Origin of the sequence: Candidatus Protochlamydia phocaeensis (assembly GCF_001545115.1) — a bacterium.
Classification (GTDB): Bacteria; Chlamydiota; Chlamydiia; order Chlamydiales; family Parachlamydiaceae; genus Protochlamydia_A; species Protochlamydia_A phocaeensis.
Window position 1 is genome coordinate 316,226 of record NZ_FCNU01000028.1, and the last position, 25,429, is coordinate 341,654.

The 25,429-nt window shown below is 41.4% G+C and carries 18 protein-coding genes; 5 read left to right on the forward strand and 13 right to left on the reverse strand.

Going from position 1 to position 25,429, the window contains the following annotated elements:
* Positions 1 to 62: 62 nt before the first annotated feature.
* Together trhA and BN3769_RS10850 are read left to right on the forward strand one after the other, a co-directional pair.
* On the forward strand, positions 63 to 779 hold the full coding sequence (gene trhA / locus BN3769_RS10845; protein ID WP_079989530.1) for a PAQR family membrane homeostasis protein TrhA: 717 nt from the start codon (positions 63 to 65) through the stop codon (positions 777 to 779).
* A gap of 271 nt (positions 780 to 1,050) precedes the next feature.
* Positions 1,051 to 3,732, forward strand: coding sequence for a hypothetical protein (locus BN3769_RS10850; RefSeq protein WP_068470444.1), 2,682 nt, complete (start codon positions 1,051 to 1,053; stop codon positions 3,730 to 3,732).
* 183 nt (positions 3,733 to 3,915) lie between these two features.
* Here the strand turns inward: BN3769_RS10850 and BN3769_RS10855 are convergent, their stop codons facing one another.
* The 3 genes from BN3769_RS10855 to BN3769_RS10865 all read right to left on the reverse strand — a co-directional run bounded on the left by BN3769_RS10855 (position 3,916) and on the right by BN3769_RS10865 (position 9,009).
* A complete protein-coding gene (locus BN3769_RS10855) occupies positions 3,916 to 5,415 on the reverse strand; it encodes a protein kinase domain-containing protein (RefSeq protein WP_068470446.1) in 1,500 nt (499 codons plus the stop codon).
* Positions 5,416 to 5,427: 12 nt separating this feature from the next.
* Positions 5,428 to 6,891: a protein kinase domain-containing protein gene (locus BN3769_RS10860; protein WP_068470448.1), complete on the reverse strand. Its 1,464-nt coding sequence runs from the start codon at positions 6,889 to 6,891 to the stop codon at positions 5,428 to 5,430.
* Positions 6,892 to 7,242: 351 nt separating this feature from the next.
* The gene (locus tag BN3769_RS10865; RefSeq protein WP_068470451.1) at positions 7,243 to 9,009 is read right to left on the reverse strand and encodes a M3 family oligoendopeptidase; all 1,767 of its coding nucleotides are present in this window, start codon (positions 9,007 to 9,009) and stop codon (positions 7,243 to 7,245) included.
* A 136-nt stretch (positions 9,010 to 9,145) separates the two neighbouring features.
* Here BN3769_RS10865 and BN3769_RS10870 point away from each other — a divergent pair, with 136 nt between their 5' ends.
* Complete coding sequence (locus BN3769_RS10870) at positions 9,146 to 9,583, forward strand: DUF1622 domain-containing protein (RefSeq protein ID WP_068470453.1); 438 nt, start codon at positions 9,146 to 9,148, stop codon at positions 9,581 to 9,583.
* A 9-nt stretch (positions 9,584 to 9,592) separates the two neighbouring features.
* On the opposite strand, the gene BN3769_RS10875 is transcribed toward BN3769_RS10870, so the two are convergent.
* A complete protein-coding gene (locus BN3769_RS10875; RefSeq protein ID WP_068470454.1) occupies positions 9,593 to 10,243 on the reverse strand; it encodes a DUF6629 family protein in 651 nt (216 codons plus the stop codon).
* A 76-nt stretch (positions 10,244 to 10,319) separates the two neighbouring features.
* Between BN3769_RS10875 and BN3769_RS10880 the strand changes: the two genes are divergently transcribed.
* Positions 10,320 to 11,246, forward strand: coding sequence for a DUF1853 family protein (locus BN3769_RS10880; RefSeq protein WP_068470455.1), 927 nt, complete (start codon positions 10,320 to 10,322; stop codon positions 11,244 to 11,246).
* Here BN3769_RS10880 and BN3769_RS10885 read toward each other — a convergent pair.
* The 6 genes from BN3769_RS10885 to BN3769_RS10910 all read right to left on the reverse strand — a co-directional run bounded on the left by BN3769_RS10885 (position 11,225) and on the right by BN3769_RS10910 (position 17,332).
* Complete coding sequence (locus BN3769_RS10885) at positions 11,225 to 12,265, reverse strand: hypothetical protein (protein ID WP_068470458.1); 1,041 nt, start codon at positions 12,263 to 12,265, stop codon at positions 11,225 to 11,227. The two genes, BN3769_RS10880 and BN3769_RS10885, sit on opposite strands and share 22 nt — an antisense overlap.
* A 1-nt stretch (position 12,266) precedes the next feature.
* A complete protein-coding gene (locus BN3769_RS10890; protein WP_068470460.1) occupies positions 12,267 to 13,499 on the reverse strand; it encodes a hemolysin family protein in 1,233 nt (410 codons plus the stop codon).
* Positions 13,496 to 14,671: a P-loop NTPase family protein gene (locus BN3769_RS10895; RefSeq protein ID WP_068470462.1), complete on the reverse strand. Its 1,176-nt coding sequence runs from the start codon at positions 14,669 to 14,671 to the stop codon at positions 13,496 to 13,498. Before BN3769_RS10895 ends, BN3769_RS10890 begins: the two co-directional genes overlap by 4 nt.
* Positions 14,672 to 15,170: 499 nt before the next feature.
* The gene (locus BN3769_RS10900; RefSeq protein WP_068470463.1) at positions 15,171 to 15,782 is read right to left on the reverse strand and encodes a hypothetical protein; all 612 of its coding nucleotides are present in this window, start codon (positions 15,780 to 15,782) and stop codon (positions 15,171 to 15,173) included.
* Complete coding sequence (locus tag BN3769_RS10905) at positions 15,775 to 17,133, reverse strand: COG3014 family protein (RefSeq protein ID WP_068470465.1); 1,359 nt, start codon at positions 17,131 to 17,133, stop codon at positions 15,775 to 15,777. The genes BN3769_RS10900 and BN3769_RS10905 overlap by 8 nt, the downstream gene beginning before the upstream one ends.
* Positions 17,134 to 17,152: 19 nt before the next feature.
* On the reverse strand, positions 17,153 to 17,332 hold the full coding sequence (locus tag BN3769_RS10910) for a hypothetical protein (protein ID WP_068470467.1): 180 nt from the start codon (positions 17,330 to 17,332) through the stop codon (positions 17,153 to 17,155).
* A 364-nt stretch (positions 17,333 to 17,696) separates the two neighbouring features.
* On the opposite strand from BN3769_RS10910, the gene BN3769_RS10915 reads away from it, so the two are divergent.
* A complete protein-coding gene (locus BN3769_RS10915) occupies positions 17,697 to 19,766 on the forward strand; it encodes a thioredoxin domain-containing protein (RefSeq protein WP_068470470.1) in 2,070 nt (689 codons plus the stop codon).
* Positions 19,767 to 19,849: 83 nt separating this feature from the next.
* On the opposite strand, the gene BN3769_RS10920 is transcribed toward BN3769_RS10915, so the two are convergent.
* From BN3769_RS10920 to BN3769_RS14935, 3 genes are all read right to left on the reverse strand, one after another.
* Positions 19,850 to 21,544, reverse strand: a complete 1,695-nt coding sequence (locus BN3769_RS10920; protein WP_068470472.1) for a hypothetical protein — start codon at positions 21,542 to 21,544, stop codon at positions 19,850 to 19,852.
* A gap of 625 nt (positions 21,545 to 22,169) precedes the next feature.
* Positions 22,170 to 23,882, reverse strand: coding sequence for a hypothetical protein (locus BN3769_RS10925; RefSeq protein WP_068470474.1), 1,713 nt, complete (start codon positions 23,880 to 23,882; stop codon positions 22,170 to 22,172).
* A gap of 641 nt (positions 23,883 to 24,523) precedes the next feature.
* A partial coding sequence (locus BN3769_RS14935) for a hypothetical protein (RefSeq protein ID WP_195155576.1) occupies positions 24,524 to 25,429 on the reverse strand: 906 nt, incomplete at its 5' end.

Genomic DNA, 25,429 nt, shown 5'->3' on the forward strand with positions numbered 1-25,429 from the left:
TTGAAATCATGCATTTTACTTGTGATATATAAGGAAGACATATAAAAGTCTAGAGGTCTAACATGCAACGAGAGCCAGCTTTACTTTTACAGCCCATTAATTCGACAGCTTATTCTCTTTCTGTCGAGGAACTCAGGCGTGAAGATGAATGGGCGAGTGGACTGATCTTAGGGGATGACTGGGCCAATGGGTTAACGCATGGCGTTGGTCTTTTATTGAGCTTAGTGGGCTTATTTTTTCTGATTGCCTATCCGCTTGAAAGCGGCGATCACTGGAAGCTTGCCAATTTCTTTGTCTATGGCGTTAGCCTTGTATTGCTTTATACGGCATCTACGATCTATCATTTTTTGAAGCGTCCCCATTTAAAGAAAATGTTTCAAAAAATCGATCACTGCGCCATTTATCTTCTCATAGCCGGCACTTATACGCCTTTTACGATGATGCCTTTGAAAGGGTTTTGGGGATGGCTTTTGTTTGGAATTGTCTGGGGACTGGCAGGAATGGGGATCGTATTCAAGATCTTTTTTATCCACCGTTTTAAAATCCTTTCCACTCTAGTTTATTTGGCCATGGGATGGCTTGTTCTCATCGCGCTTGAACCCCTTGTCAATAATATAGCCACCGAAAGCCTATATTGGCTGATTGCCGGCGGATTGTCCTATTCATTCGGAGTCATTTTCTTTGCTCTAGATAAAAAACGCTTCTATCATGCCATCTGGCATCTTTTTGTAATGGGGGGAAGCGCCTGCCATTACTTTGCCATTCTTCTTTATCTTTGAAAAGCAGGCTAGTCGCTCTATTTGAGAGTATTTCCCCCTAAAAAGGCGGTAGGAGATAGCGGACATTGCCCGTTATCTCCTACCGCTTCTTAGGGAAAAAACGCGAATTAAGGGCATTAGCGGTGTTAATACCTCTTACGACAGCTTCTTAATACATGATAGTGAATATATTAATGGCTTATGGAAAGATTTTGCTTCAAGTTCAAATGCGCTTCTTGGTAGAAAGTGGATTTAAATAAAAAATTTGATAAACCTCAAAAAAAGAAGACTTATGAATAGAAATGAAAATTTGCGGCGGTTGTTCTTTTTTTTACTCACTTTAAGGTTATTCTTTCCCTCATTGACTGTTGAAGCCGCTTCTATGGTCCAAGTGAATGATGGTGATATAGGGACATCTATTAACCAGTATCAGTATACCGGAAATTGGCTATATGGAGGGGAGCCTGGCGCTTATGGGGGCGATAATCATTGGTCTAATACTCCCGATTCGACCTATCAAATTAATTTTGTAGGTACTCAAATTGATGTTTATTCAATAAAAGCTCCTATCCATGGAATAGCTGGAATTTCTTTAGATGGCGGGCCAGAAGTCTTAGTGGATTGTTATGCTCCTACACGTCTAGAAAACACCTTGATATACTCTAGTCCATCTGTCAGTTATGGGCAGCATCATTTGCAAGTTCGTGTGACAGGCAAACAAAATCCGGCTTCTCAAGGAAGCTATGTGGTAGCGGATCATGTGGCGATCCATTCGGCTAATCCCATTATCACGTATGTCAATGATGCGACTATAGGAACAAATGAGAATCAATTTAACTTTACAGGCGCTTGGCAATATGGGGAGCAAAGTGGAGCATATAACAATGATAATCATTGGTCTGATCAAAAAGATAGCCGTTATTCAGTCAGTTTTGTAGGCGCACAAATCCTGCTATTTGGCGCTCAGGCTCCCTATCATGGGATCGCAGCTATTTCCATTGATAATGGGCCGGCAGTCAATGTTGATTTTTATGCCCCTGTCCGCAAAGATCAAGCGCTCCTCTATACTAGTCCGATCCTAGCTCAAGGTCCTCACACCCTTACTGTGACAGTGACAGGCACAAAAAATACCAATTCTACAGGATTGTCTATTGTTGCCGACCGTGTGTCTATTTTGTCCTATCCTCAGTCGGTTGTGCCTGAGCCTGATACGAGTTTTGAGGAGTTGAGTACAGGTTTATTTCGCTACCGTCCCATTTCTTTATTAAATAGAGAATGGAATGTTGAAATGTACCTGTATGGCTATTCCAATTATCCAGCTGCTGCTGTTAAAGCCTCAGCAGCCAAATATAAACTGGCTGATACCTTTGGAGACACGTACTTTAATAATTTATATGAGTGGGACTATACTTTTCACTTTGGACAAGGAAATGGCTATCCTCATTTTCCCGCTAATGTATCGGATGCTTATCAGATGATTGAAAATTGGTATGCCTCCCAACTCGCTAATCAAGAAAAAAATCATCCGGCTTGGATCACGGCAATCACGGGTCATTATTATTATCCCCATTACTCTGCATTATGGGGAGGGGGCGAAGTGGACATGCTTATGTCAGAGGTGGGTGAAAATATTAAAAGTACAAATGCCCATTTAGCTTTTGTGCGAGGGGCTGCAAGACAATTTGATAAGCCATGGGGGCTTCAATTCTCTCCTTGGTATGGCTCATTTGTATTGGATTACACGGGTAAATCCGTTTGGGGGGAAAGCGGAGGCGCAAGTTACGGGCATTCGCTTGAATTAGCTAAGCGGACTTACTTTTTAACCTATATGGCAGGCGGCAACGAGCTTCATGCGGAATCGGCAAGTGTGAATTGGTTCAATGGCGACACGCTCAATGCAGATAAAACATTTAATCTCTCTCCCATGGGAAAGATCGGACAGGCTTTTTATTCTTTTTCTCATTCCTTTGTAGATCGAGGGATTCCCTTTACTCCGATGGCCATTGTTTTGGATCAATTCCATGGATTGACGGGACTTAGTTCGAGTCAAACGTTTTATGGAATGTTAGCGTCTAATTCTCAACAGGTAGGTTTTAACTATACGACTGAACAGCAGGCGGACGTTCAGCTTTTTAACGCCCTTTGGCCCCAGAGTTTTTCCCAGCCGGCTTGGGATGAATCGCAATTTTATCTTGTCAATTCTCCGCATGGCGATATGTATGATGTTCTTTTAAGTGATGTGGATCTTTCGGTTTTAAGAGCTTATCCTGTCGTTTATATAGGGGCTAGTGTCAATATGACCCCTTCTTTTGCGGCTCAATTAGAGCAATATGTTAATAGAGGGGGAACATTAATTTTAAATAAATCAGCTCTTTCGTATTTTACTTCAGATTTTATAGGAGCCAGCTTTGGTTCGGATCAAAAGGCTGTCTTTAATCGGCTAATTTGGAAAGCCAGCGGCCAATCGATTGATTATGCCTCAAGCTTAACAGTCCCTTCTTTTCAAGCCACAACAGCAGCTCCCTTGCTAATTGGAACAGCGGATGCGGGAACAAGCACGCTAGCGATCGTTAACGCAATAGGAAATGGCAAAGTCATTGTCATTCTTCCTGAAAACCTGCAAGACACCACTGTGATGGGATTTTTTATAGGATCTTTAATTCAACCGCTTAATCCTTTCCTGATTGAAGGGGATATTGAATATCTCGTAAATAGAAATAGTGAGGGATGGGTGTTGACTCTGATTAATAATTTAGGAGTTAAAAAGTCTCCTTCTACGCCTACTGTCATAGATCCAACTCAAGCTCAAATGGTTCGCGTAACTTATAGAGAAACTGGCCAAACGATAAAGAGTGTGACAGAAATGATTAATCAGACCGTCATTCCGCTTCAAACTCCTAATGAATTCACGCTTACCGTTCCTCCGGGAGAAGTGATGATTTTCAATATTCCCATTGTTAACGGAGGCAGTTAAGCCGAAGGGATCTTTTGAATGTAAAGCTTTCTCTTATCTTCAAAAGATGCCTAGGCTTTTTCGAAAACAGGCTTTTCGCTGGCTAAAAATTATTTTTCCTTCATTAATGACCTGATTTTGGAGTTTCTTTGCTTTTTTGACGCAGTCGAAAGGACAAAAAAACTCCAAACACAGGTTAATGGATTAAAATATTGAGGGGGCGCTTGTAGGATTATCGGGGGGCGTCAAATCATTAGATAAAACGTTGACGGTAGGCTTTAAAAGCCCTTGTAAGTAATTTAAAGCTTCCAGAGCAGTTATTCGTTTTAAAGGATCCAGATCAAGCATCATTCTGAGTAGGATTTCTATTTTATCATCGGGATTAAGGGGTTGCTGATGGTATGTATGCATCAAGTGGGTTGCATTTAATTTGGTGTAATAATCTAACTTCCGTATTCCATACCAAGGGAAAGGGCGCTCTTTCCACAGCTGCCATAACACGCATCCTGCTGCCCAGATGTCCAAGCTGGTTCCATACATTTCACGAGAACCTAATATAGCCTCTGGGGCCAAATAATCAAGCGAACCGGCTGTGTGACTCAACGCTTTTGAATCAATATTTAAGCAGGATAGTCCGAAATCCGTCAAAACAAAATCCTTAGGATCGAATAAAATATTTTCCGGTTTAATATCTCGATGAATAATGCCCTTCGCATGTATCTGAACGATTGCTTTCAGTAGATCTATGCTGCAATTGAGCTTCTCTTCGTCAGAAAGAGTTAAATGTTTATAATTTAGTCCTGCGATAATAGAAAAAAAATCGCAAGGATAATATTTCATTAAAATGATCTGCGTGGAATCGTAATAAAAAATTTCATGCACTTTTACAATATTGTCGTTTCCTTGCAGAACATTTAAAAAGATCTCTTCATTTCTGGCTGCTTGCGTGGAAGAAGTAGGGGAAAGGCTAGAAAGGGACATAAGATAAGCCTTCAGCTTTCTAGGCTTTGTTAAATTAAAAGCCTTGAGAACTCTCTTGAAATTGCCTTGTGAAATATAAGTAGAAGGCTCCGGTCTATCAAAAAAGAGTAATAAGACGCGTTTTTTTGAATGCACTTCTATTCTAAAGGATAACTCGCAAGAGTTTGGATTTTCTGGTGTTGGGGGAGCGTATTGCACATGGCCTTGAAAAAGGGCGGGATAGGAAATTGACTTGTTTTCGCAAATCTCTTTTTTATTGAACCTAAGCCAATTATAAATGTCATGAAGCGGTTTTTCTTCCAAAGGAATTCCCAGCTGAATTAATTGCTGAATGCGGAATTTTTGCTCTTCAAATGAGCAATCGATGAGGTCTTCAGAAGGATTCTTTGTGGGATTAAATGGCGGAAAAAGAGTACTGAGAAGCTCAATCCGCTTGGTGCATTGGGTGACCGGCGTGTTATTAAGGGCCGCAAAGGGATAAACGACGGTATATTCCTCAAAAACGCGTCTTCTTTTAGGCGTAGCAGGTGAATAAACAGGGGTGCCGTTCGATTGAATATGCAGCCCCGCAGCTGTATCGGTTTCTTTATCCAGCTCGATGACATGTTTCCGGCAGGTAGGAGCCTCTCTTGTTGTTGATAAAGGAGGATTTCCTGTGGACTGTAAGGCATAAATGGGAAGAGATCCCATTAAAGAAGGTGAAGCGGAAGAGAAAGGGTGCATAATTTATTTCCTTCATTTTCTTAAGTGATTGAGAGCTGCCTGGGCTGTCCAGCGCTGTTGAGGGTGGGGATGGAGCGTATGCCAAAGCAAAATTTCGATCTTATCGGAGTGATTAAAAGGGGTGTAGTGATAGTCATTAATTTCACGTAACACCGATTTCTTTGTGAAGTGATCAAATTTTTTACTTCCGAACCAGGGAAAAAGCTGTCCTTTCCACAAAATCCATAATATGCATCCCGCAGCCCATACGTCTAAAGCCGGACTGAACGTCTCTGTTTCTTGTTCCCAGCCCTCGGGAGCTAAGTAGTCCAATGATCCTTTGCATCTAGATAAAGCGTCTTGATCATCCACAAAGCAGGCCAGGCCAAAATCTGTCAGGCTCAAATTTTTTTTATTTATATCCATTAAAACATTTTCAGGTTTGAGGTCTCTGTGAATGACGTGTTTGGAATGGATGTAAGCGAGCGTTTCAAAGAGTTGAATGCTGAGGCGTAGTTTTTTTTGAGGGGATACAAACGTTTTTTTTAGAATCAAGTCGTTTAGCAACGAAAATAATTCGTTTGGCATATACTTCATTAATATGCGCTGTTGATTTTTTGCGTAGTAAAAGATTTGATAGGTTTTGACGACGTGCGTTTGTTGATTGAATAAAGATAGAAATATTTCTTCATTCTTCATCGCTTCAAGAGCGAATTTAGTCGAATGTGAAAGAGGATCGGCATAGGCATAAACTTTTGGCTTAATTAAATTGAAAGCTTTGATAATTTTTTTAAACGAGCCGGAAGAAATATAAGTAGAGCAATTTTCCGGAAATAGGAGAATGATCCTTTTATTTGAATGGACTTCAATCAAGAAATCGCTTTCAGGTTGCTTAACAAAGGGATCTTCTGCCGTAGAGGCTTTAGACCGCTCGCTGATAGTCGCTTTAAAAGGGGCGGGATAAGAAATATCGGAGCGATTGCAAATCAAATGCTTGTTTTTTGCAAACCACGCATATAAGCACTTAAGGGCCGTCTTCTCCAGAGGAACGCCGAGTTTGATAAGCTGTTCGCTGTTTTCTTCCGGATCTATATCTGCTTGCTTCTTATAAGGTTTAAGAGAAAGACGAGAAAGTTGATCTTCTAGGCCTAAAACAGTCACAGATGCATCATAAATCTTCTTAATGCATTGTTGGCAAGGCGTTGTTTCAACGGAGAGAGAAATAAGCGGTAATGTGTCCTCTTCTCGCTGTTTACTTGCAAAAATAGAATGGGCAAAGTTCGATGCTAATCGGCTGATCGTTTGTTTAATCCATGAGCTTTTAGGCATTTCCAAAGAAGGCTGAGGATCCGGTTCAGGGAGAAGCAAGTCTTCTTTTCCTTCTAAATTATAGCTCTCTGATTCTCCTAAATTATCGCTCTCAGATTCTTCTAAATTATAGCTTCCTGTAAAATTCATTGAAAAGAGCGGAATGGAAGATTTAGTTTCGAAATGCATAATAATATTCCTGAGTAATTTAGTATAAATTAAAGAGCCAGAAAGTATCTAATCATAGGATAGATAGCGCATCGAAACGGGCGACTAAGATAAAAAAATATCCGGATCGCGCATCTTAAATTCTATTAAAACTTAAATAGCCTGAATTGCTAATAGGCTATATTTGGGAGTATTTTCTCCTTGCTTCCTAGGCCAAGAAAATAAGGAAGCCTCTTATAACAGCCTGCCTTCGTGGTCGAAAATATCCTGAATTCATTAAAAGCTATTTAATAAGTTTTATAAATGGTGAAAAATCATAAATGATTCGCTTTATAGAATAAATAATAATAAATTTTATTACCTCTTGTTCGCTTATATTAACAACAGTATATCTTGGATATCTTTTTCAATCAATTCCAACGCTTGCTCCCAAAAAATAGGTTTTCTTAAATCGACTTGCAAATGTTTTTGGGCCAATTCTTCCGTTGTCATGCGGCCCGTATCGAACAATAAATCTTCATAAATAGAAGGGGCACGTGGCCCTTTTTCGCGTAAGCGGGCATAAAGGCCTAAGCTGAATAAATAGCCAAACGTATAAGGAAAATTATAAAAAGGAACATCCGTCGCATAAAAATGCTGTTTTGATGCCCAGAAATGGGGATGCCCTTGAGATAGCGTTTGGCAAAAGGCCTCTTGTTGGGCCTCTTCCATCAAATGGTTAAGCGTTGAGGCTAAAACAAAGCCTTTTTTTCTTTCTTCATAAAAACGCAATTCAAAGAGAAAGCGTGCATGGATGTTCATGAGAAATAAAACCGAACGCTGCACTTTGTAATTTAGAAGGACTTTTCTTACTTCCGGTTTCTGCGCCTCTTCAATCATCGCATCAATGACGGCCATTTCCGCTAATGTGGAGGCTGTCTCGGCTACATTCATGCGATAGTGTTGCGCAAAGCGGGGAAGAGGATCAATAATGGCATTGTGATAGGCATGCCCAAGTTCATGAGCAAGCGTAAAGACATTATTCATCGTACCGCTATAAGTCATAAAAATCCGGCTTTGGCGGCTTTGAGGAAAATGCGTGCAAAATCCGCCCGGACGCTTTCCGGGACGGTCTTCTGCTTCGATCCATTGCTCTTCAAAGGCTCGCTTGGCAAAAGCTCCCATATTAGGGCTAAAGCGGTTGAATTGCCGAATAATGATTTCCGCCGCTTCTTGGAAAGGAATGAAGGGAAGATCATTTGTGGATAAGGGAGATTCGACGTCGAACCAGGCAAGTTTTTCGGTTCCTTGCAAAGAAGCCTTCTTTTCGAGATAGCGCTGCAGGCAGCCTTTATGCGCTTCAATACTTTCCCACATAGCTGTCAATGTATCTTCTTGCATGCGATTACAGAATAGCGGCTCTGCCAACACCGAGGTCCATCCCCTCGCTTCGTAGAGATTGAGCCGGAAGCCCGACAAATGATTGAGAATTTGAGCAAAAATTTCCTCTTGAGAAGCCCATGCTTGTTCCCATGCTTGAAAGATGGTCTGCCTAATGGTGCGGTCGGGATGGAATAAGCGGTTTTCTGCTTGTCCGATGGATAAGCTGGACTGAGAAGAAATGTTTGGGTCGGAAACGGAAATGCGCATCGATCCTATAAGAGTCCCATACAAATCATTCCATCCTTGATAGCCATCGATCCATAGCTGATGCACTAATTTCTCTTGATTCAAAGGTATTTTTTTCTTTTGCCAAGTCCGCTTTTCTTGTAGGCAGAAGGCTAAAGCTGATAAGCGGTCATCTGTGATCAATTGCCGGAAGGTTTCTTCTGGCAAATGAGCGAGAGCTTCATCGAGCTGAGAAGAAACGTTCTCATAAGCCGCCCTCAGGGTTGCAATTTGGCTTTGCAATTGCACCGCTTGTTGGTCTTTTGTATTTTGCGCTAAAAGGCAAGCGATAAAACTCTCCAACTCATGGCATTCTTCATCTAGTTTTTGTAAAGAGGAAATAAGGGAAGGTAAAGAAAAAGAAGCAATCCCTTGCCGCAGGTGGGCTATTTCGTTCTGTAATTCTTTTAAAGCCTGCAAAAGAGCCGAAGAGGAGCTGCCACCCGAAAAAAACGTATCGAGATTCCATATTTGAGAATAAGACTGAGGCATAATTATTTTTTAAAACTTGGGTTGTAAAGATAAAACGTGATTTTTTATAGTGCTTTTGCGTATGTAAAAGATTTGAGCAAATTTTTCAACTGTCCTTTTTAGCAATGCTTTTCATAAGAAGATTGAAGGAGACCGCATGAGTGCGGATATGCTTTTACAGCCTTTGTTAGCGCAAGCTGTCGCGACTCTCGACTCTTTTGAGCCCTTGCATACGATTTTAATGATCATCAAACAACTACTTGCATTGATTGGGGCATTGGTCATCTTAACCGGTTCGCTGTATGCTGTCTGCCAATACTTAATGAAGGTGTTTAGCTCCCGACATCAGCGTATTTTAAACTTCGACACCATTCGCCTTGATCTAGGACGGTCCATTATTCTTGGGCTTGAATTTATTATTGCAGCCGATGTCATAGAGACAACCACAACGCCTGATTATTATGCCTTAGGCATATTAGGGCTTTTGGTTGTCATCCGAACATTTCTGAATTATTTCCTCAATAAAGATTTAAACGCTTTAAGCGAAAGAGAAGCATTGATCGATCAAAGCCATCAAGATCGCTTGGATGTCTAGCGTAGGTGCCTAATTCAAAGACTTTTTTTCTAAACTGAGTTGATTGTCCTTAATGACTTTATAAATGAATAGGCTGACCAAGGCGGCAAAAAAGCACCAGACAGAGACAAATGTCGATGTATAGAAATAATCGGCTGTCAGATAGCCTAAAAGGACAAAAAAGCCGAATAGCCAAACCATTCTCACGCTAGAGATGAAGCAAGGCAGTAAGACAATGAAAGGATATAAATAAGTCTGAGAAGGAACCTCTCCGCTATATTGCAAGCTATGATTGACGATCCTAACGGAGACATCTTGATGAAGCGCATAAAATAAATTCAGGCTGGACAAAGCAAGTCCGCAAGCTAAATCAAAATAGAGGACCGTGCGGCGCCATTCGACTTTCTCTATTAGCGCAAAGGAAAGAGGGAGCCAGATCGGCCAAATAATAAAGGCAAAAATTAAAAAGATTCGCTTTGCATCTAATAAGAGGGAAGCGGAAGAGAGCTGTTTATTTAATTGAAGCCAGAGGATGCCTTCTGAAAACTGCTGAATAGCAAATAAAAAAGGAATGGCGGCTAAGAAGAAATAAGACTTAGATGAGCAATTTCTTAAAGAAGAGCCTCCAATAGCCCCTAAAACGGCTGATGCTGTAAAACTGGCTTCGGCAGAAAAACACATGGCTATCTCCATATTCAAATAAAAAATAATACTGAAGAAAGAATTTCTCTAATAGACAAATCAAATAAAAAATAATATGTTTAAGCATAAACCTGTTCGAGATCTAGCCTGGGTGATTCAGAGCTGCCCTTTAATTGATCCTTCCGCTAGGCTTCCTTGCGTGACATGGCAGGAGTGTCAAAAATGGTATGCGCAATTTTTGCCTGAACTTGAGACGTTAGATCGAGATCCTGTTCCTTTGCTTACGCACCTTTCTTCATTTTCATCCAAGCGTTTAGGCGACTATTTTGCCCACCTTATTGAGTTTTGGCTTCAACGGCGTCCAGATATTGAGCGTCTGCACGCTTGTGTGCAAATCAGGGATGAGCGGACAATCGGAGAATTTGATTTTATCTTTTTCTCATTGAGCGAGCAGCGCCTTCTCCATTGGGAGGTCAGTGTTAAATACTACTTAAGTTATACCAGCCAATTGGAGACATTCTTTTTAGGCCCCAATCCCCATGATCGCATGGCAAGTAAATTAGAGCGTTTGAGCAACCATCAGCTGCATTTATCACGCCATCCTTTGGCTCAATTATGGATAAGCCAGCACTACGGAAGCATGCCGGCCAGCCAATGCTTCATTAAGGGGTATTTATTTTATCCATGGGGAGAGCCATTGAATGCCACAGCTGTGCCGCCGGAGGCCCACATCGGCCATTTGCGAGGATGGTGGATCGCTTATCTTTCCAATAGCTGGGAAAAATGGAAAAGTCAAGAGGATGGCGGGCAAACGAGATGGGCCATTTTGCCAAAGTTGTACTGGCTTTCTGCTTATTTGTGGAATGGGCAAGACGGAATAGGGTTATTCGAAAAAAAAGATTTTATCGCGGCTGTTGAAACACACTTTGAACAACACATGCATAGTTTGATGGCAGCGCAACTGACGCTTAATAAGCAGGGAGAATGGGAAGAGGCCGGGCGGGGAATTCTTGTCGCCCCTCAATGGCCATTTTGGGAATAGGATTCATTCAAAGCTGCTTTTAGCTGCTCCTCAAATCCCATTAGGGTCAGGGCTCCGCCCGAATGGAGGATGAGCGCATTTCCCTGTAGCGATTGTTCGCCAATGATGCGCTTAGCCTCTCTAAAAAGCTTAATGGTATAAACCGGATCAGTTAAAAAGCCTTCTAATCGAGCCAATCCGATGATGTCTTGGAATAAGCTTTGGTTAATTTGGCCAAAGCGTGGAGTCTTTTGCGGATAATAAAGATGAAAATTATGGAGAAGCGGCATCTCCTCAATTTGCATTAGATGCAGGAAATGCGCATGAAAATGCGAGAGCTGATCTAAAAAATAAGCGCTGGTGTCGGCCATTAAAACCACATGGATCTGTGCCGGCTTTTCTAGCCAGCTGTAGGCTAAAATTAAGGCTATAGCAGTCAGGCCCGTTCCCGAATCAATAAACAGGTGGTCGAAAGAAAGATCGCGTTCTTGCTCATTGCGCAAAATATCTAAAGGCAGTGTGAGGGCGCCTGGCAAAGATGCGGTTAAGCATCCCCCTTCAGGTAATACAAATGCTTTATGCGGGCGCTTTTGGGCGTAAAGATGCGCTTGCTCTTCGGCGGATGCCCAGTCTTGCTTTGAAAACCAATGGATTGAAGAAGGAGGAACGAGAAGCGTGCTAAGGAAAGCGTTGCCTGTTAGTTCTCGTCTCGGATTTCCGCGGACAAATAAAGTGGGGACCAAGCCATTTTCAAGCAAAAGCTGAGTGATGCCTAAGACATGGTTTGAATAAGCACTTCCCACTATGACAACTTCTTTGATTTCCTCAGCCAGTAAGAAAGGAATGAGTGTGCGGTACTTGCGTATTTTAGATCCTGAAATACCGAATCCCAGCTCATCTTCGCGCTTGACAAAGCAAGAGAGGGAAGGAAAATGAAAAGATTTGAGAGGATGAACGCGGGATTGAAAGGGATAAGGAGCCTGTGGAATAGAGCGTAGGCATTTCTCAAGTCGAAGCTGCTTATTAAGGGCATTAGGCATGTTAAGAAATATAGTTGATCAAAACTTTTTCAACGCGGCGTCCTTGCATCTTAACAACTTTAAATTTGAATTTCTGCCAAGTGAAGCTATCGCCGACATTAGGAATGCTCCCAATCTGGCGCATGCAGAATCCCCCAAGGGTGCGGTAGGTTCCCTTTTCTTCCTCAGGCAGCTGATCGAGGTCGAACTGTTCTTTTAATTCATCGATAGGGAGCATGCCATCGACCAACCAAGAGCCATCCTTGCGTTGAATGATTGACATTTCCGGTAAGATAGAGGTTGTAGGGACATCTCCTACAATCGATTCCAAGACGTCATGCAAAGTGATCAGCCCTTGGACGCCGCCATATTCATCTGTCACTAAAGCTAAATGGTCGGGTGTTTTTTTGAACAAATCGAGCAGCTGCACGACGCGCATATTTTCGGGGACAAACAAGGGTGGTTTGACGAGCGTTTTGAGATCGAAAGTGCCTTTTGCTAAAACTTCATTGAGGATATCCTTAGAGGTAACCAAGCCAATGACTTCATCGAGCTCTCCATCGCAAACGGGAAAGCGGTTGTGGGGAGAGGCGTCTACTTGCTTGCGCAAGTTCTCTATGCTTTTATTGAGGTCTAACCATTCGATATTCATGCGAGGAATCATGAGAATTCCCACGCGGCGGTTTCCAAGCCGGAAGATGCTTTCTACCATGTCATGCTCGACTTCTTTGATGACGCCGGCTTGCGTGCCCTCTTCTAAAATTAATTTGATTTCTTCTTCTGTAATTTTCTCCTGCGTTTTTCCCCTTGATAGCAAGCGGGCAATATATTCGAAAGAAACGACAAAAGGATAAGTGATCCAAATCAAGAATCGAATAAAATAGGCAGTAAAAGGAGCTAGTTTTTTCCAATAGAGCGCGCCGATTGTTTTCGGAATCATCTCGGTTAAAAATAGCATGGTTAAAGTCAAGATAACGGAAGCCATGGCGAGCCATTGATTGCCGAATAGCTCGACGACTTGAGCTCCTACCCCCGCCGCGCCGAAGGTATGAGCTGCTGTGTTGAGTGTGAGAATAGCGGCTAGCGGGCGGTCGATTCGCGTTTTAAGATCTGCCAAAATATGTCCGGCCTTGGGCTTCTTCTTTTTCAGCAGCCCAATGTAGCCATTGGTGCAGCATAGCAAAACAGCCTCCAAGATCGAACATGTAAAAGAGATCAAATGCGAAGTAAGGTAATAAAAAAGAAGAATGATCATACCATGGAATCGATTATAATTTCCGTATCTGCTGATTTTTTAGATTTCTTTTTACGGCTTGAAGTAGACTCTCCTGAGTCAACTAAGCTCTCATATTGGACTTCATGCGCAGGTTTTAAGCCATTGGAAGTAATACACCATCCGTCTCTCGTATACAAATACTTGATATCTTTGCCTAAACGGAAACGGTCTGCAACAGCATGCTTGCAAAAGGCTAAACGTTTAACATATTCTTGCTGCGATTGTAAAGGATCAATTTCTTCTAGAACAGATTCTTCTTTAAGATGGCTGGCTTTTTCTCCTTGCCATTTGTTATCTTCGGAGGAAGATAAGCTCTCCTCATTCCTTTTATCGATCCCTTTGCCTTTATCTTCTTGATCTCTATTTTCTTGCGATAAGTAGCTAACGGGCAAGGGTTGATGAGCTAACACTGTTAGGTCTGAAAAGCGGGCAGGTTTAAGAGATTGCAATTGGGCCTTGAGCGGATCTTCGTCGGGAAGATGTTGAATGAGAAGAGACAGAATTCTAAAATAGACCTCGTCTTTGCTCAATTTTCCTAAGGCTTCGTAATGTCTTAGGCAATCTCCAATTTGACCATCAATATTGATGTTGATATTGACGCTTTGTTCCTGGAAACGGCTCCGTGCGATTTCGCGAATCTCTTTCAGGCGCTTGATGAATTTCTTGAAGACTTTGGCCTGCTCGATTCCTTCCCTGTTAATGGTAGCCAAAGTCGATTTTTCGTCTTCATCAAAAAAAGCCTTGGTCGAATAGGTCGTTGTGGCTAAATCAAAAATTTCCCCTAAAGCAGCGCAGCCTAATCCAACCCATTTGGAAATGGGTTCGGGAGAGAAAACAGCCACAGCCGCTCCTCCAATCACGAATACCTTAGAAATTCCATTCAGCACAGTTGTTGTAATCACAGCCGATCGCGTATAAGTCGAACAGCCCCCTTCAACTTTCTCTTTCCGCTTTTCAATTTCTTCGGAAAGCGTTTGCAAATGCTGCACTTGCGCTTTTACGACTTGATAAATTTTATCCAATTCTTCCGGTTCGTAATAATGGCTGAGATCATCTAATTTAATTGAGGACTGAACACTTTTATTGAAGGCTTCTATTTGTTCCTGCACAATATGATAAGAATCATTCCAGTCACGAGCTATGTTTGCCATATTTCCTCCTTTCTTATCTTTTAGGCTTTAACCAAAGCAGACAAATCAGGGGCTGGGAAAGATGAAATTGCGGAGCTGTTAAGGAATAAGTATCAAAACATTGGTGCGTCTTTCGGCATTTATTTTAAGATTTAGCTAAAAGATAAAATTTATTTAAGTGTTTGGGTTCTAACTTCTGTATTACATAATTAAAAAATTTTTTATATAAAAAAATTTTTAAAATTAAAGGGGAAAAGAAAGGCTATTTGACAATGGAATTAGCTTTACAAATTGGTTAGCCGATTGCTCTAACAGGTGGGATAAAAACCGCTAAGGGCTTAGAGGGGTGTTCTTTTCCCCTAAGAAGCGATAGAAGAGAACGGGCAATTTACTCAAATTTGTCCGCGATTTCTATTGCCTTCCGGGAGAAAATAACCTCAAAGATCGATTATGAGGGGGAATACACCCCCTCAGAGTCCGTTCATCAAAAGAGGGTCTAATCGATTCATTAAAAGGAGGGTTAGCTGCGGCGGACTTTTTTGCAGAGGACATCCCAAGCAGAGTCGATGGCTTCTTGCGTTTCGATATCATATAAGGTGACTGTCATGCGATAATCCTCATAATCATAAAAGCGGTCGGCGCGCACGGCTTTAGTAATGCGCACTTTAGCCAGGAATTGAGGTGCCGTGGCCAGTCCGGGTTGAAGGCGCGTGGCATTATCATATTTAGGAGCCAAGGCGATTTTATTCATGAGATAATCCAATTCATGCTCATCGCATGTATTGCCGACCACGACAGTGTAGCGTCCGTCATCAATGGCTACGCCTTCAAAAATATCGCGGATCATATCTGTTGGAATATACTGATCTGTGCAATTATCAATATCTGTAATGATCAAGCGTGGTTTGCCTGCCTCGCAATGGTAGCCTGTTTTAGCAAACCAGCGGTCTAAGAGTTGCTGATTAATCTTCGTCGTTTGAATGCGAATATCCGCAGCGCCATAACGCCAATCCAGTTTTTCGCAGAAATTGCCAGGCGTAACGTCTTCTGCTGTACGGACATGGCGGCAGCAGCTGGTTGCGCTGAAAAATAAGGCGCATAAGGCGGTTAACTTAATAAGGGTCTTATTCATACGATTCTCCTTGGGTAGCAAGATAGCGATGAGGAATCAAGATTTGCCTGACTCCGGGATGAATATTAAACACGTGAATAATACATAAATCGCGCGGACGAAGATGAAGTTGGTACTCTCTTTTATCTACGCCATTTCTTTCATATACTTCTAGGCTTAAAGCATGGATGCCTGGTTCGACATCGAAGCGGGCAGTATCGATAAAAGCGGGAAGTGTTGTCCATGAGCGGGTATCTGCTCGGGTGTTTTCGTTGATAAGCAGCATGGTTAGATCGGCCAAAGCGCCCAGATTGGGATCTTGCCTTTCAATATAGCCGACGGCGCAGCGGCGCAAGAGCAGTCTAGCTACTCCTCGGGCGACAATGACGGGCATTTTTTGCTTAAGCTCTTCGCTAGCTGCTTCTTTGATGCTATAAAAGGGTAAAAGCGGTTTTTTTTGACAGTTAATGGCAGCATAAGTTGGAAGCGGGTAGGAATCCGGCCATTGGCGAAGGGCGGGGACCGGAATGCCGCTTAAAGTCGACCAAGCAGGATCAATGCGTTGAGTAGCCAGCAAACATTCGAGGGCAAGGGCTGATGCCACAGAAGCGGGGCTTGTTGCAGAGATCTTATAAGGCGCGTTTCCATTATGGCATAAAACAATAATGGTCGCTTGATGTGGAGAGGCATCGGCTGGTTGCAAAGACGCTTGTTGAGTGCAGGGAATAACCCTAGCCGCCTGATCGTATAAGATGCGGGCATTAGTGAGATCACCCCGCTTTTCTAAAAGCACCCCGAACAAGAACTTGCTCAATCCATTATCTGCAATCCGATAATGCCGTGTAAAAGGAACTTTTGCATAGACATGCTGCTTCTCTTGTTGATAATCTTCGGCTTGGCGAAGAATGGCATAGGCATTGCTTTCATCCCCTTTGTGTAAAAGGGCCAATGCAAAATAAACACGTGCTAAAATTTGCTCGAAATCAGCGGCTTGATAAGCGCCTGTTTCATCTTGTAGCATCATTTGGGCTAGCTGCTCTGTGGGCAACTCTTGGCTATAATAGTCCAACGCTTCCAATGCCTTTGCATAATCTTGAATGGCCTCATCTGTTTTATTTAGAGCAAAACGAGTTGTCGCCCGATCCAACAAAATCCAACTGGCTTCTTTAGACTGCGTATAGCATTGGTCCGGAAGCTCTTGGTCCGCCAAATGTGTGAGTTTTCCTTCCGCTTTGGACAACTCGCCTTCATGATACGCCCGCAGATAGGGACCCCGCTGGGCTAAAATAGCAGTGGAACAACCAGCAAGCAGCCAAGAAGAGAGCAAGGCAATACTTAAAGATAGGCAAGGATAAAAAAAACGTTTTAGCATGGATAACCTGCAGAACAGCCTATTCCTGGATAGTCGAATAATAGTTCGATTTGGAGGGAGAAGGCGCCGATTGATAATAATCCGAGTAGTAGCAGTCTTTTTCAGCCCATCGATTGCAGCAAGGGCCTCGCTGACAAGCAAACAGGGAGCTAAGCATGATACTTAAGCCGAATAATCGCAATAAATTCAATGATGCCATATGGAACGTCCTTTTCTGAATTAAATCATTCGAACGAGACAACCGTTCTTTCATCCAAATAGTAAGATTCAAGGAAGGTTAATTTAACGCAGAAAGGTTTAATAATCAATGAAATGAAAAACTATTAATCGAATTAAAAATTTAAATTCGATTTTAAAAAGTTTAAGAAGGGGTTAAAACCGCTGACTAGAAATGTTTAAAGGCAAAGAAATCAGGTAAGCGCACTTTTATGAATCCTGTTATTTAATAAGTTGAGTTTTATTGCTCGAACACTATATATAAATTTTAAATTTATTGAATGAAAGAATGTCTCGTATATCAAAACTTCAGAGAAATTTGTCTCTTAACTACATGTGAACAAATTATGACCGATCGCCCTCTTTATACAAACCGTTTGATTAATGAAAAATCCCCCTATCTTTTGCAGCACGCGCATAATCCCGTTGATTGGTATCCATGGGGAGAGGAAGCGTTTGAAGCGGCTAGAAGTCAAGACAAGCCTATTTTTTTATCGATTGGGTATGCGACTTGCCACTGGTGCCATGTGATGGAAAGGGAATCTTTTGAAGATATTGGGGTGGCACAGTTGATGAATCAGGTATTCATTAATATTAAGGTCGATCGAGAAGAGTTGCCGGATGTAGACAGCCTTTATATGGAATTTGCTCAAAGCATGATGGCGGGAGCTGCCGGATGGCCGCTCAATGTGATTTTGACACCTCACCTACAACCCTTCTTTGCTGCCACCTATCTTCCTCCGCATAGCAGCCATGGGCTGATGGGGCTATCTGACTTAATTGTCCGCATTTCTGAATTATGGACAGGGGAAGAGCGAGAAAAAATTTTGACGCAGGCAGAGAAAATTGTAGAGGTATTCTCAAGCAGTGTGCAGACCGGTGGGGAAGACATCTCCGATGAAGAACAAATACAGGCGACAGCGGATTTGCTGTATAAGATGGCGGATCCCATTTATGGAGGGATCAAAGGTGCGCCGAAGTTTCCCATTGGCTATCAGTCCAGCTTTATGCTCCGCTATTATGCCGGCATGAAAGACAGCCGGGCGCTTTTCCTGGTTGAGCGCACGTTGGATATGATGCATCGAGGAGGCATTTATGATCATCTGGCAGGTGGTTTTTCCCGCTATAGCGTAGATGAAAAATGGCTGATCCCTCACTTTGAAAAAATGCTTTATGACAATGCTATTTTGGTGCAAAGCTATCTGGAGGCATGGCAGCTAACAAAGAAGCCGCTTTACCGGGAAGTTTGCGAGGAGATTGTCCAATATGTTCTCAGGGATATGACCCATCCAGAAGGCGGATTCTATTCAGCAGAAGATGCCGATTCGGAAGGGCATGAAGGCTTATTTTATACTTGGCCTTATGAAGAAGTAAAGCAAGTATTAGGCAATGATAGCGATCTATTTTGCCAATTTTATGAGATTACACCCGAAGGGAATTTTGAGGGCCGCAATGTCCTGCATACGCCCCTTACGTTGGAAGAATTTGCTGCCCAGCATCATAAAGACGAGGAAGAGCTCAAGCGTCTATTTGGCGAGCAAAGAAAAAAATTGTGGCAGGTAAGAGAAAAGCGCGTTCATCCGTTCAAAGATGATAAAATCCTTTGCTCATGGAATGGCCTGATGATTTATTCGTTGGCTGAAGCGGCTTATGCGCTTAACCATCCTCCTTATTTAGAAGCTGCGATTAAGGCTGCGCGTTTCATTAAAACGCATCTTTGGAAGGAAGGTAAATTGCTGAGGCGTTGGCGGGATGGCCAGGCCATGTTTACAGCCAGTTTAGATGAATATGCGTTCTTGATTAAAGGCGTATTATCCTTATTTGAAGCCAATGCCGGAACGGAGTGGTTAGAATGGGCGGTTGAAATGACCAACATTCTAAAAGACGGGTATAAAGCCGAAGGGGGCGCCTTTTATCAGACTGACGGAACGGATAAAAACCTCATTTTGAGGAAATGCCAATTTTCGGATGGAGCGGAACCGTCCGGAAATGCTGTTCATTGCGAGAATCTTTTGCGGCTGTACCAACTTACCAATCAAGAGGATTTTCTTCTTCAGGCAGAAGATATTTTTAAAGGAGTGAAAGAGTATTTAGAAAACTATTCGCCAGGCTATTGTTTTCATATCATGAACCTTCATCGTTTTTATGATGATAAAGCTCCCACTCTTGTCATTGCCTTGAATTCTAAGCGTGAATTTGAACCGGAGCTGAAGCAGTTGATATACGAGCATTTTATTCCTCATAAAGCAATCATCTGGCAAACGCAAGACATCGCTTTGGAAGAATTGATTCCATTTATCAAGACTCAAACAACCCGGCAAGATCAAACGACTTTGTATATTTGCTATGAAGGGGTTTGCCAGCAGCCATTGACAACCTTGGAAGACATGAGACTGGCAATTGAGAAATTAGCTTAAGATGAGAGGACTTAGGTTATTAAAAAAGGCTGCTAAGAGGAATTTAATAGACTTTCCTAGCGGCCTTTTAATGGAGAGTGCATTTAGATAGAAAACGCCTTATCGCGCAGTTCGGTTGAGATTTCGCCCAGAACTTTGCCAACATTTTTATAAAGCTGTGTTTCCCTTAATGGTTGAATCTGGTCTTCACTGGCAAGCGAGTGAATGCGCTGAATTAGCTCATTATAACTTTGCTCAAACTCTTCGAAATTCTTGTAAGAAGGGTTAATCGCTTTGTTCCCTCTTTCAAAAGCCGCATTCAGACGTCCTTTTTCAATTAGGTTCAAATGCTTCTCAATCGCAGTAGTCAAGCTGTTTTCATTAAGAAACCTTAGGTCTTTTAAAAGAGCATTCTTTCTTTTTTCTAACGCTTCGGCAGCTTTTTGCTCGTTTGTTTCTCGAATCAAGCGCTCATGCTCTTCGCGTTGCCTTTCAGCTTCTAATCTTTTCTGAGGATCTACTTTTGTTGCTTCCTCTATTTGCTTAGCAAAAAAATTAAAATATTTTTTTGCGTGTTCCAGGCGGTCCTCTGAAATTTTTGTCATCGGCTTTTCAGCCATGTCATCAAAATTGAGGTGAAAGCCTCTGCAATATTCTGTCAATAAAGGAGCTATTTGTATATCCTCATCCCACTCATCTAAGTCTACTACAGTAACGTTTTTCTCATCGGATTCCAAATACTCAATAACAGCCTCAACGCTTGGTCGCGTTTTCTGTAGCAAAGCAGTTCGGCGAAGAGGGTCCTGAAGTAATTTTTCATGTATGGCAAGAAGGGAGATATCACCTTTGCTTCCGATACCAACTTCCACCTTTTCTGCCGGTTTTGTCGCCCGATTGCGAATCGCATCTAATAAGTTTTTCCTGTCATCGGTTACTGTTGGCAAAGGCGGCTTAGTGGGTGTTTGCTGTGCAGTTGAATTCGGCGTTTCTTTATTCGGTTTAGGAGGATTCTTTGTAGGTGTTGGTTTAGAATTGGGTTTTGGTGGCTGTTTTGGGGGTTCAGGAATTTTTACCTTTGGCGGTTCAGGAATTTTGCTTTTTTGCGGAGTTGAATTAGGAGGGGTCGGATTGGTTCCTTGATTTGAAGGAGTGCTATCCTTAGAAGGGCGTGCTTTTTTTAACTCTTCCAATTCCATTTTTAAAGCAGTCAACTCTTGTTCTAATTTCAAGCGAGCCTCTTCTGATCTCAAGCGTGCCACCTCTGCACCGGAAAAACTAAACAATTGAGCACGAAGGGCACTTTCTGTTGCGTCTTTATCTCTTACCTGCTGTTGAAGGTCGCGAACTTGTTGATCTAAGTTATGGACATGTTTTTGACGATCTTTTTCATGCAATCCATAACGATGGCTCATAAAATCATAGGCACGGTCTGGATTAATTAAGCAGACAAAGGGAAGAATTGCAGCTGTAAATACACATTCAACCATGCGCATTAAGTGAATAAAGGCTGAGGATATCTCTAAATCGCGAGGAGCTTTCCAATTAGGAGCAATTCTGCCGGCGATCGTATTATAAGGCGTAATGACAACGCCCGTGCACATTTTTCCTGCAAAACAGCTCATATGAATGGTGCTATCCACTATCGCAGTCAACGGAATGACCACGCAGCTAAGGACGCGGGCGGAAACCGCACCAAGAAGAAGGAAGCCCGATTGATTTAAATCGGATAACGGCTTGGTCGCATAAGCTGTAGAACTAAAATTTTCAAGTGGGCTTAATTGAGCAGAATTAATATACATGATCACCTAACAAATTATAAGGAATACAGATAATTTAAACTGTCTTTGTTTGAGTAGTATTAAATGTAAATTAAGCTTTGATAAAAATTGCAGATTTACTTCTTATCTGGCTTGTTTAAATGAATTGGCAGATTGAGATGTTTAAATCAAAAAATATAAATCATTTTGATTTAACAAGCAATATTTATTCAGGTGTTAAAAAATAATTTTAAAAAATATAAAATTTTTTTTTACTGCTTAATTTTTTATTTAATCGGTTAGAAATAGAGAGCAGTTGGCGGTAAAGGGGGGAATCCTATTTAAAACAATGCTTATAGACTATCCGCGATTTGAAATAGGATGATTTGCAGGCTGAATTTAGTTATAAACGTGTGAAAAAATTTTCCGCATTCCTCACGAAATTGAGCGGCAAAGTATCCTTATTTGAGGTCGGGGAAGAGGGCTTAAAATTCAATTTTGAATGGCAATCGCATAGATAGCCTGAGTGTGGAATTTTTTACGCTTTAGACTGACGTGAAAGCTTGCCATTTATTCATCTCAGAGGCTTTGACGCAGTCGAAAGAGCAAAAAAACTCCACACTCAGGTTATTGGAAATTCAAAGAGCTTTTATCAAACAAGCGTGCTCTATTCTCTAAATTCAAGAGAAATAAAACCGACCAATTGAGCAACTCTTTGGAAAAGGTGTTGCTGCTTCAGCTGTTCAATCGCTTCTTCGGAATTGGCTGATTGAATGCTTGCCACCAATTCTTTATGTTTTTCAATAAATTCCTCATAGCTGGCAAAGCTGGGAGACAATTTTTGATTGTTTGACGCAAATATGGTGCCTTTTAAAGACATTTGCTGAATCCGTTTCATGGACGATACTTTAGTTTCTATATCTATTTCCTTAAGAAAACTAAGTGACGTCAAGGCAAATTCCTTCTTCTTGGCAAGCTTTTGCTCTGCTTCCAAGATCTTTGGCGTAACTGGGCTAGACGGTGTAGGATGAACGATAGAAGGTTGAGGCGTATCTACGGTTTTCTTGTCTTCCGCCGTTTTATTATCTTCTTCTTTCGGTTCTGCTTTGCGCCTTGCTAGGCACTCTTCTTCTCGCTTAGCTTCAATTTGCTTAAGAAAATAGTCGAAATAAGATCGCGCATTTTCCAAATTCTCTTCCGTTATCGTAAAGGGTTTTTCTTTTAGGCTTGAGAAGGGAATATTGACGTTTTGGCAGTATTCCTGGAGGAAAGACGCAAATGCTTCCACACACCATCCTCCATCTTCTATTTCTTCTATGCTATCGCCTTCTTCGGGATCTGCTAAATAAGTTAAAATATCTTCTTCGACGCATTCCTTTAAATTATATAAAGACGGTCCCCTTCTGGCATTGAGAATACTCTGATGCTTTGCACATAGAACAATTGCTTGTTTTTCTGTTTGATTTTCTACGCTGGAATTTTGTAGGGAAGCAGTCGAAGAATTAATTCTTTTCAAATTATCTTTAGAAAATTGATGAATGCTAGTAAGTAAATCACCTATCTGTTCCGTAGGCTGTGGATTTGAAGAATTGGAATCTGAAGAGGAAGGATCCATCGGTTTAAAATTTTTAGGGGGAGGAGGGGGTGGCGGCATGTTTTTAGGAGGAGTTGGAATATTCTTAGGAGGCGTAGGCGGAGTCGGAATGGGCTTAATAGGAGTCGATGGATTGCCGATAGAAGGGTCTGTTTCTTGAGAAGGGCTTCCCTTGATCGGAGAGGCGCCAATATTTTTAAGTTGCTCATTTTCTTTTCTTAAAGCAGCCAACTGCTGTTCTAAGGCTTTTCGAGCCACTTCTGCTCCGGCAACGCTCATGAGCTGAGCGCGAAAGTCGCTCACTTGAGCCTCGCTTTCTCTTAGCTGTCTGTCCAAATCGACAACGCGCTGGTCTAAATGATCGACATGCTTTTGACGGTCTTTTTCATGCAATCCGTACCGATGACTCATAAAATCATAAGCGCGGGTAGGATTGATCAAACAAATAAAGGGAAGAATAGCTGCGGTAAATAAGCATTCGACTACGCGCATTAAATGAATAAACGCCGAAGACAATTCTAAATCGCGAGGCACTGTCCATTTAGGAGAAATTTTGACCATAACGAGATTGTAAGGAGTAAAGAATGCTCCTGTCGTCCCTTTTAGGACAAATAAACTCATATGGATGGCGCCATCTGCAATGGCTGTTAGAGGAACAATCGCACAACTCAATATGCGGGAGATCAATAATCCACCGCTTTGGTTTAAATTAGATAAGGGCTTAGTCACATGAGCTGTACAGCTAAAATTCTCTATAGAGCTTAATTGATAAGACGGGATGTTCATAATAAATAATGATCCAATTAAATCTTAAAACTTGGATTATAGGCTCAAATTTTTGGGAAATATAAATATCAAATTAATTTTGTGTAAAAATGGGCTTTGTCTTTCCTTTCATTCAAGTTTACTCGTTACCCAGAATGAATATTAAAGCGGGCTAAATAGTTTTTTAGTTTTGTATTCCACTCATTTAAAGAAAATAAAGGAGAATACGGCTACTGAAAATTGCTTAGCAGACTTTAAAGATGAAATTTAAGAACGCAATTCAAGTAGTTTATTTAAACGAATTGAATTTATTTAGCAAGAAATAAACAAAGATAAAAAAATATATAAAAATTATTTTAAAAATTAAGCTGCTTGTTCTTAGCGGATTTAAAAACTGCAGGGAATGACTCATGACTTAATTCAAGAGGATAATGTATTCAATAGGGACTTTTAAGGGAGTAAAAGCTCCTAATGCCTAGATTAGAGGGTTTGAGTATGAGGACAATAGGACATCACTAGAGTTTTTTATTTTGGCGCTCGAAAAGAGCAAAAAACTCCAAGCTTAGGTTAATAGGCGAGTCTGTTGCAGGGAATAAGAAAAAAAATGGCGTTTTGACAATGAATCATCAAAACGCCGTTAAATTTTTTTTAACTAAAATGTTTTAATAAGTTTCGTAATCTCTATATTCGCGAGAAATGTTCGCTAGCATGTCAGATACTCTTTTATAGTCAGGCTCTTTCTTGATTTCTTCAATTGCCTCTAGAGTAGTAGCTGATAGAATTCTTTTTACTAATTTTTCTTGGGTTTCCGCAAATTCTTCCTGATTTTTGAAAGCTTGTGGCAATTTTGTATTTTGTTGAGCAAAATGATTTAAAAATGTCTTTTGATGAATGGGCTTTAATTTTTTAATTCCCGCCTGTAAATCCGTCTCTTCTAAGAAGCTAAGAGAATTTAAGGCATAGCCCTTCTTTTCAGTAAGTTTTTGCTCGGCTTCTGTAATTTTTTGCTTAAAAATATTGGCCATATAGGCTTTGATGTCTTCATCTTCTTCATCTGTTTTCTTTTTGCTCTGTTTTTCCGCTTGCTGCCTGGCTTCAATTAGAGCAAGAAAATCAGTGAAATAAGATTGAACTTTTTGTAAGTCATCTTTAGAGACTTTAAAGGGTTTCTCTTCCAGGTCAGCAAAGTTAATTTGGAATTCTTTGCAATACTGTTCCAATAATTCGGCAGACTCATTCCATTCATCCAACTCCGCAACTCCTTCTCCGGCATCGGGAGAATTCAAATAATCTATTAATCCTTCCACGTACCCTTTTGTATTTTGTAGAGCCTCTCCAAAATTTTTTAATAAGAGCTTATGCTTGGCGCAAATCATCTTATCGTTTGCCTCTCCAGTTTGCCCAGTCAGGACATCTCCTATTTGGATTTTCTTTAATTTATTCTTATCAAAATCCGCAATGTTGCTAAGCAGGCCTTCTTTACCGGGAGAAGATCCCTTATTCTTAGGCGTTGTGGAATTCTTAGGCTTGCCTATTGCGGCTGGTTTTGGCATGGGAGGTATGGGAGG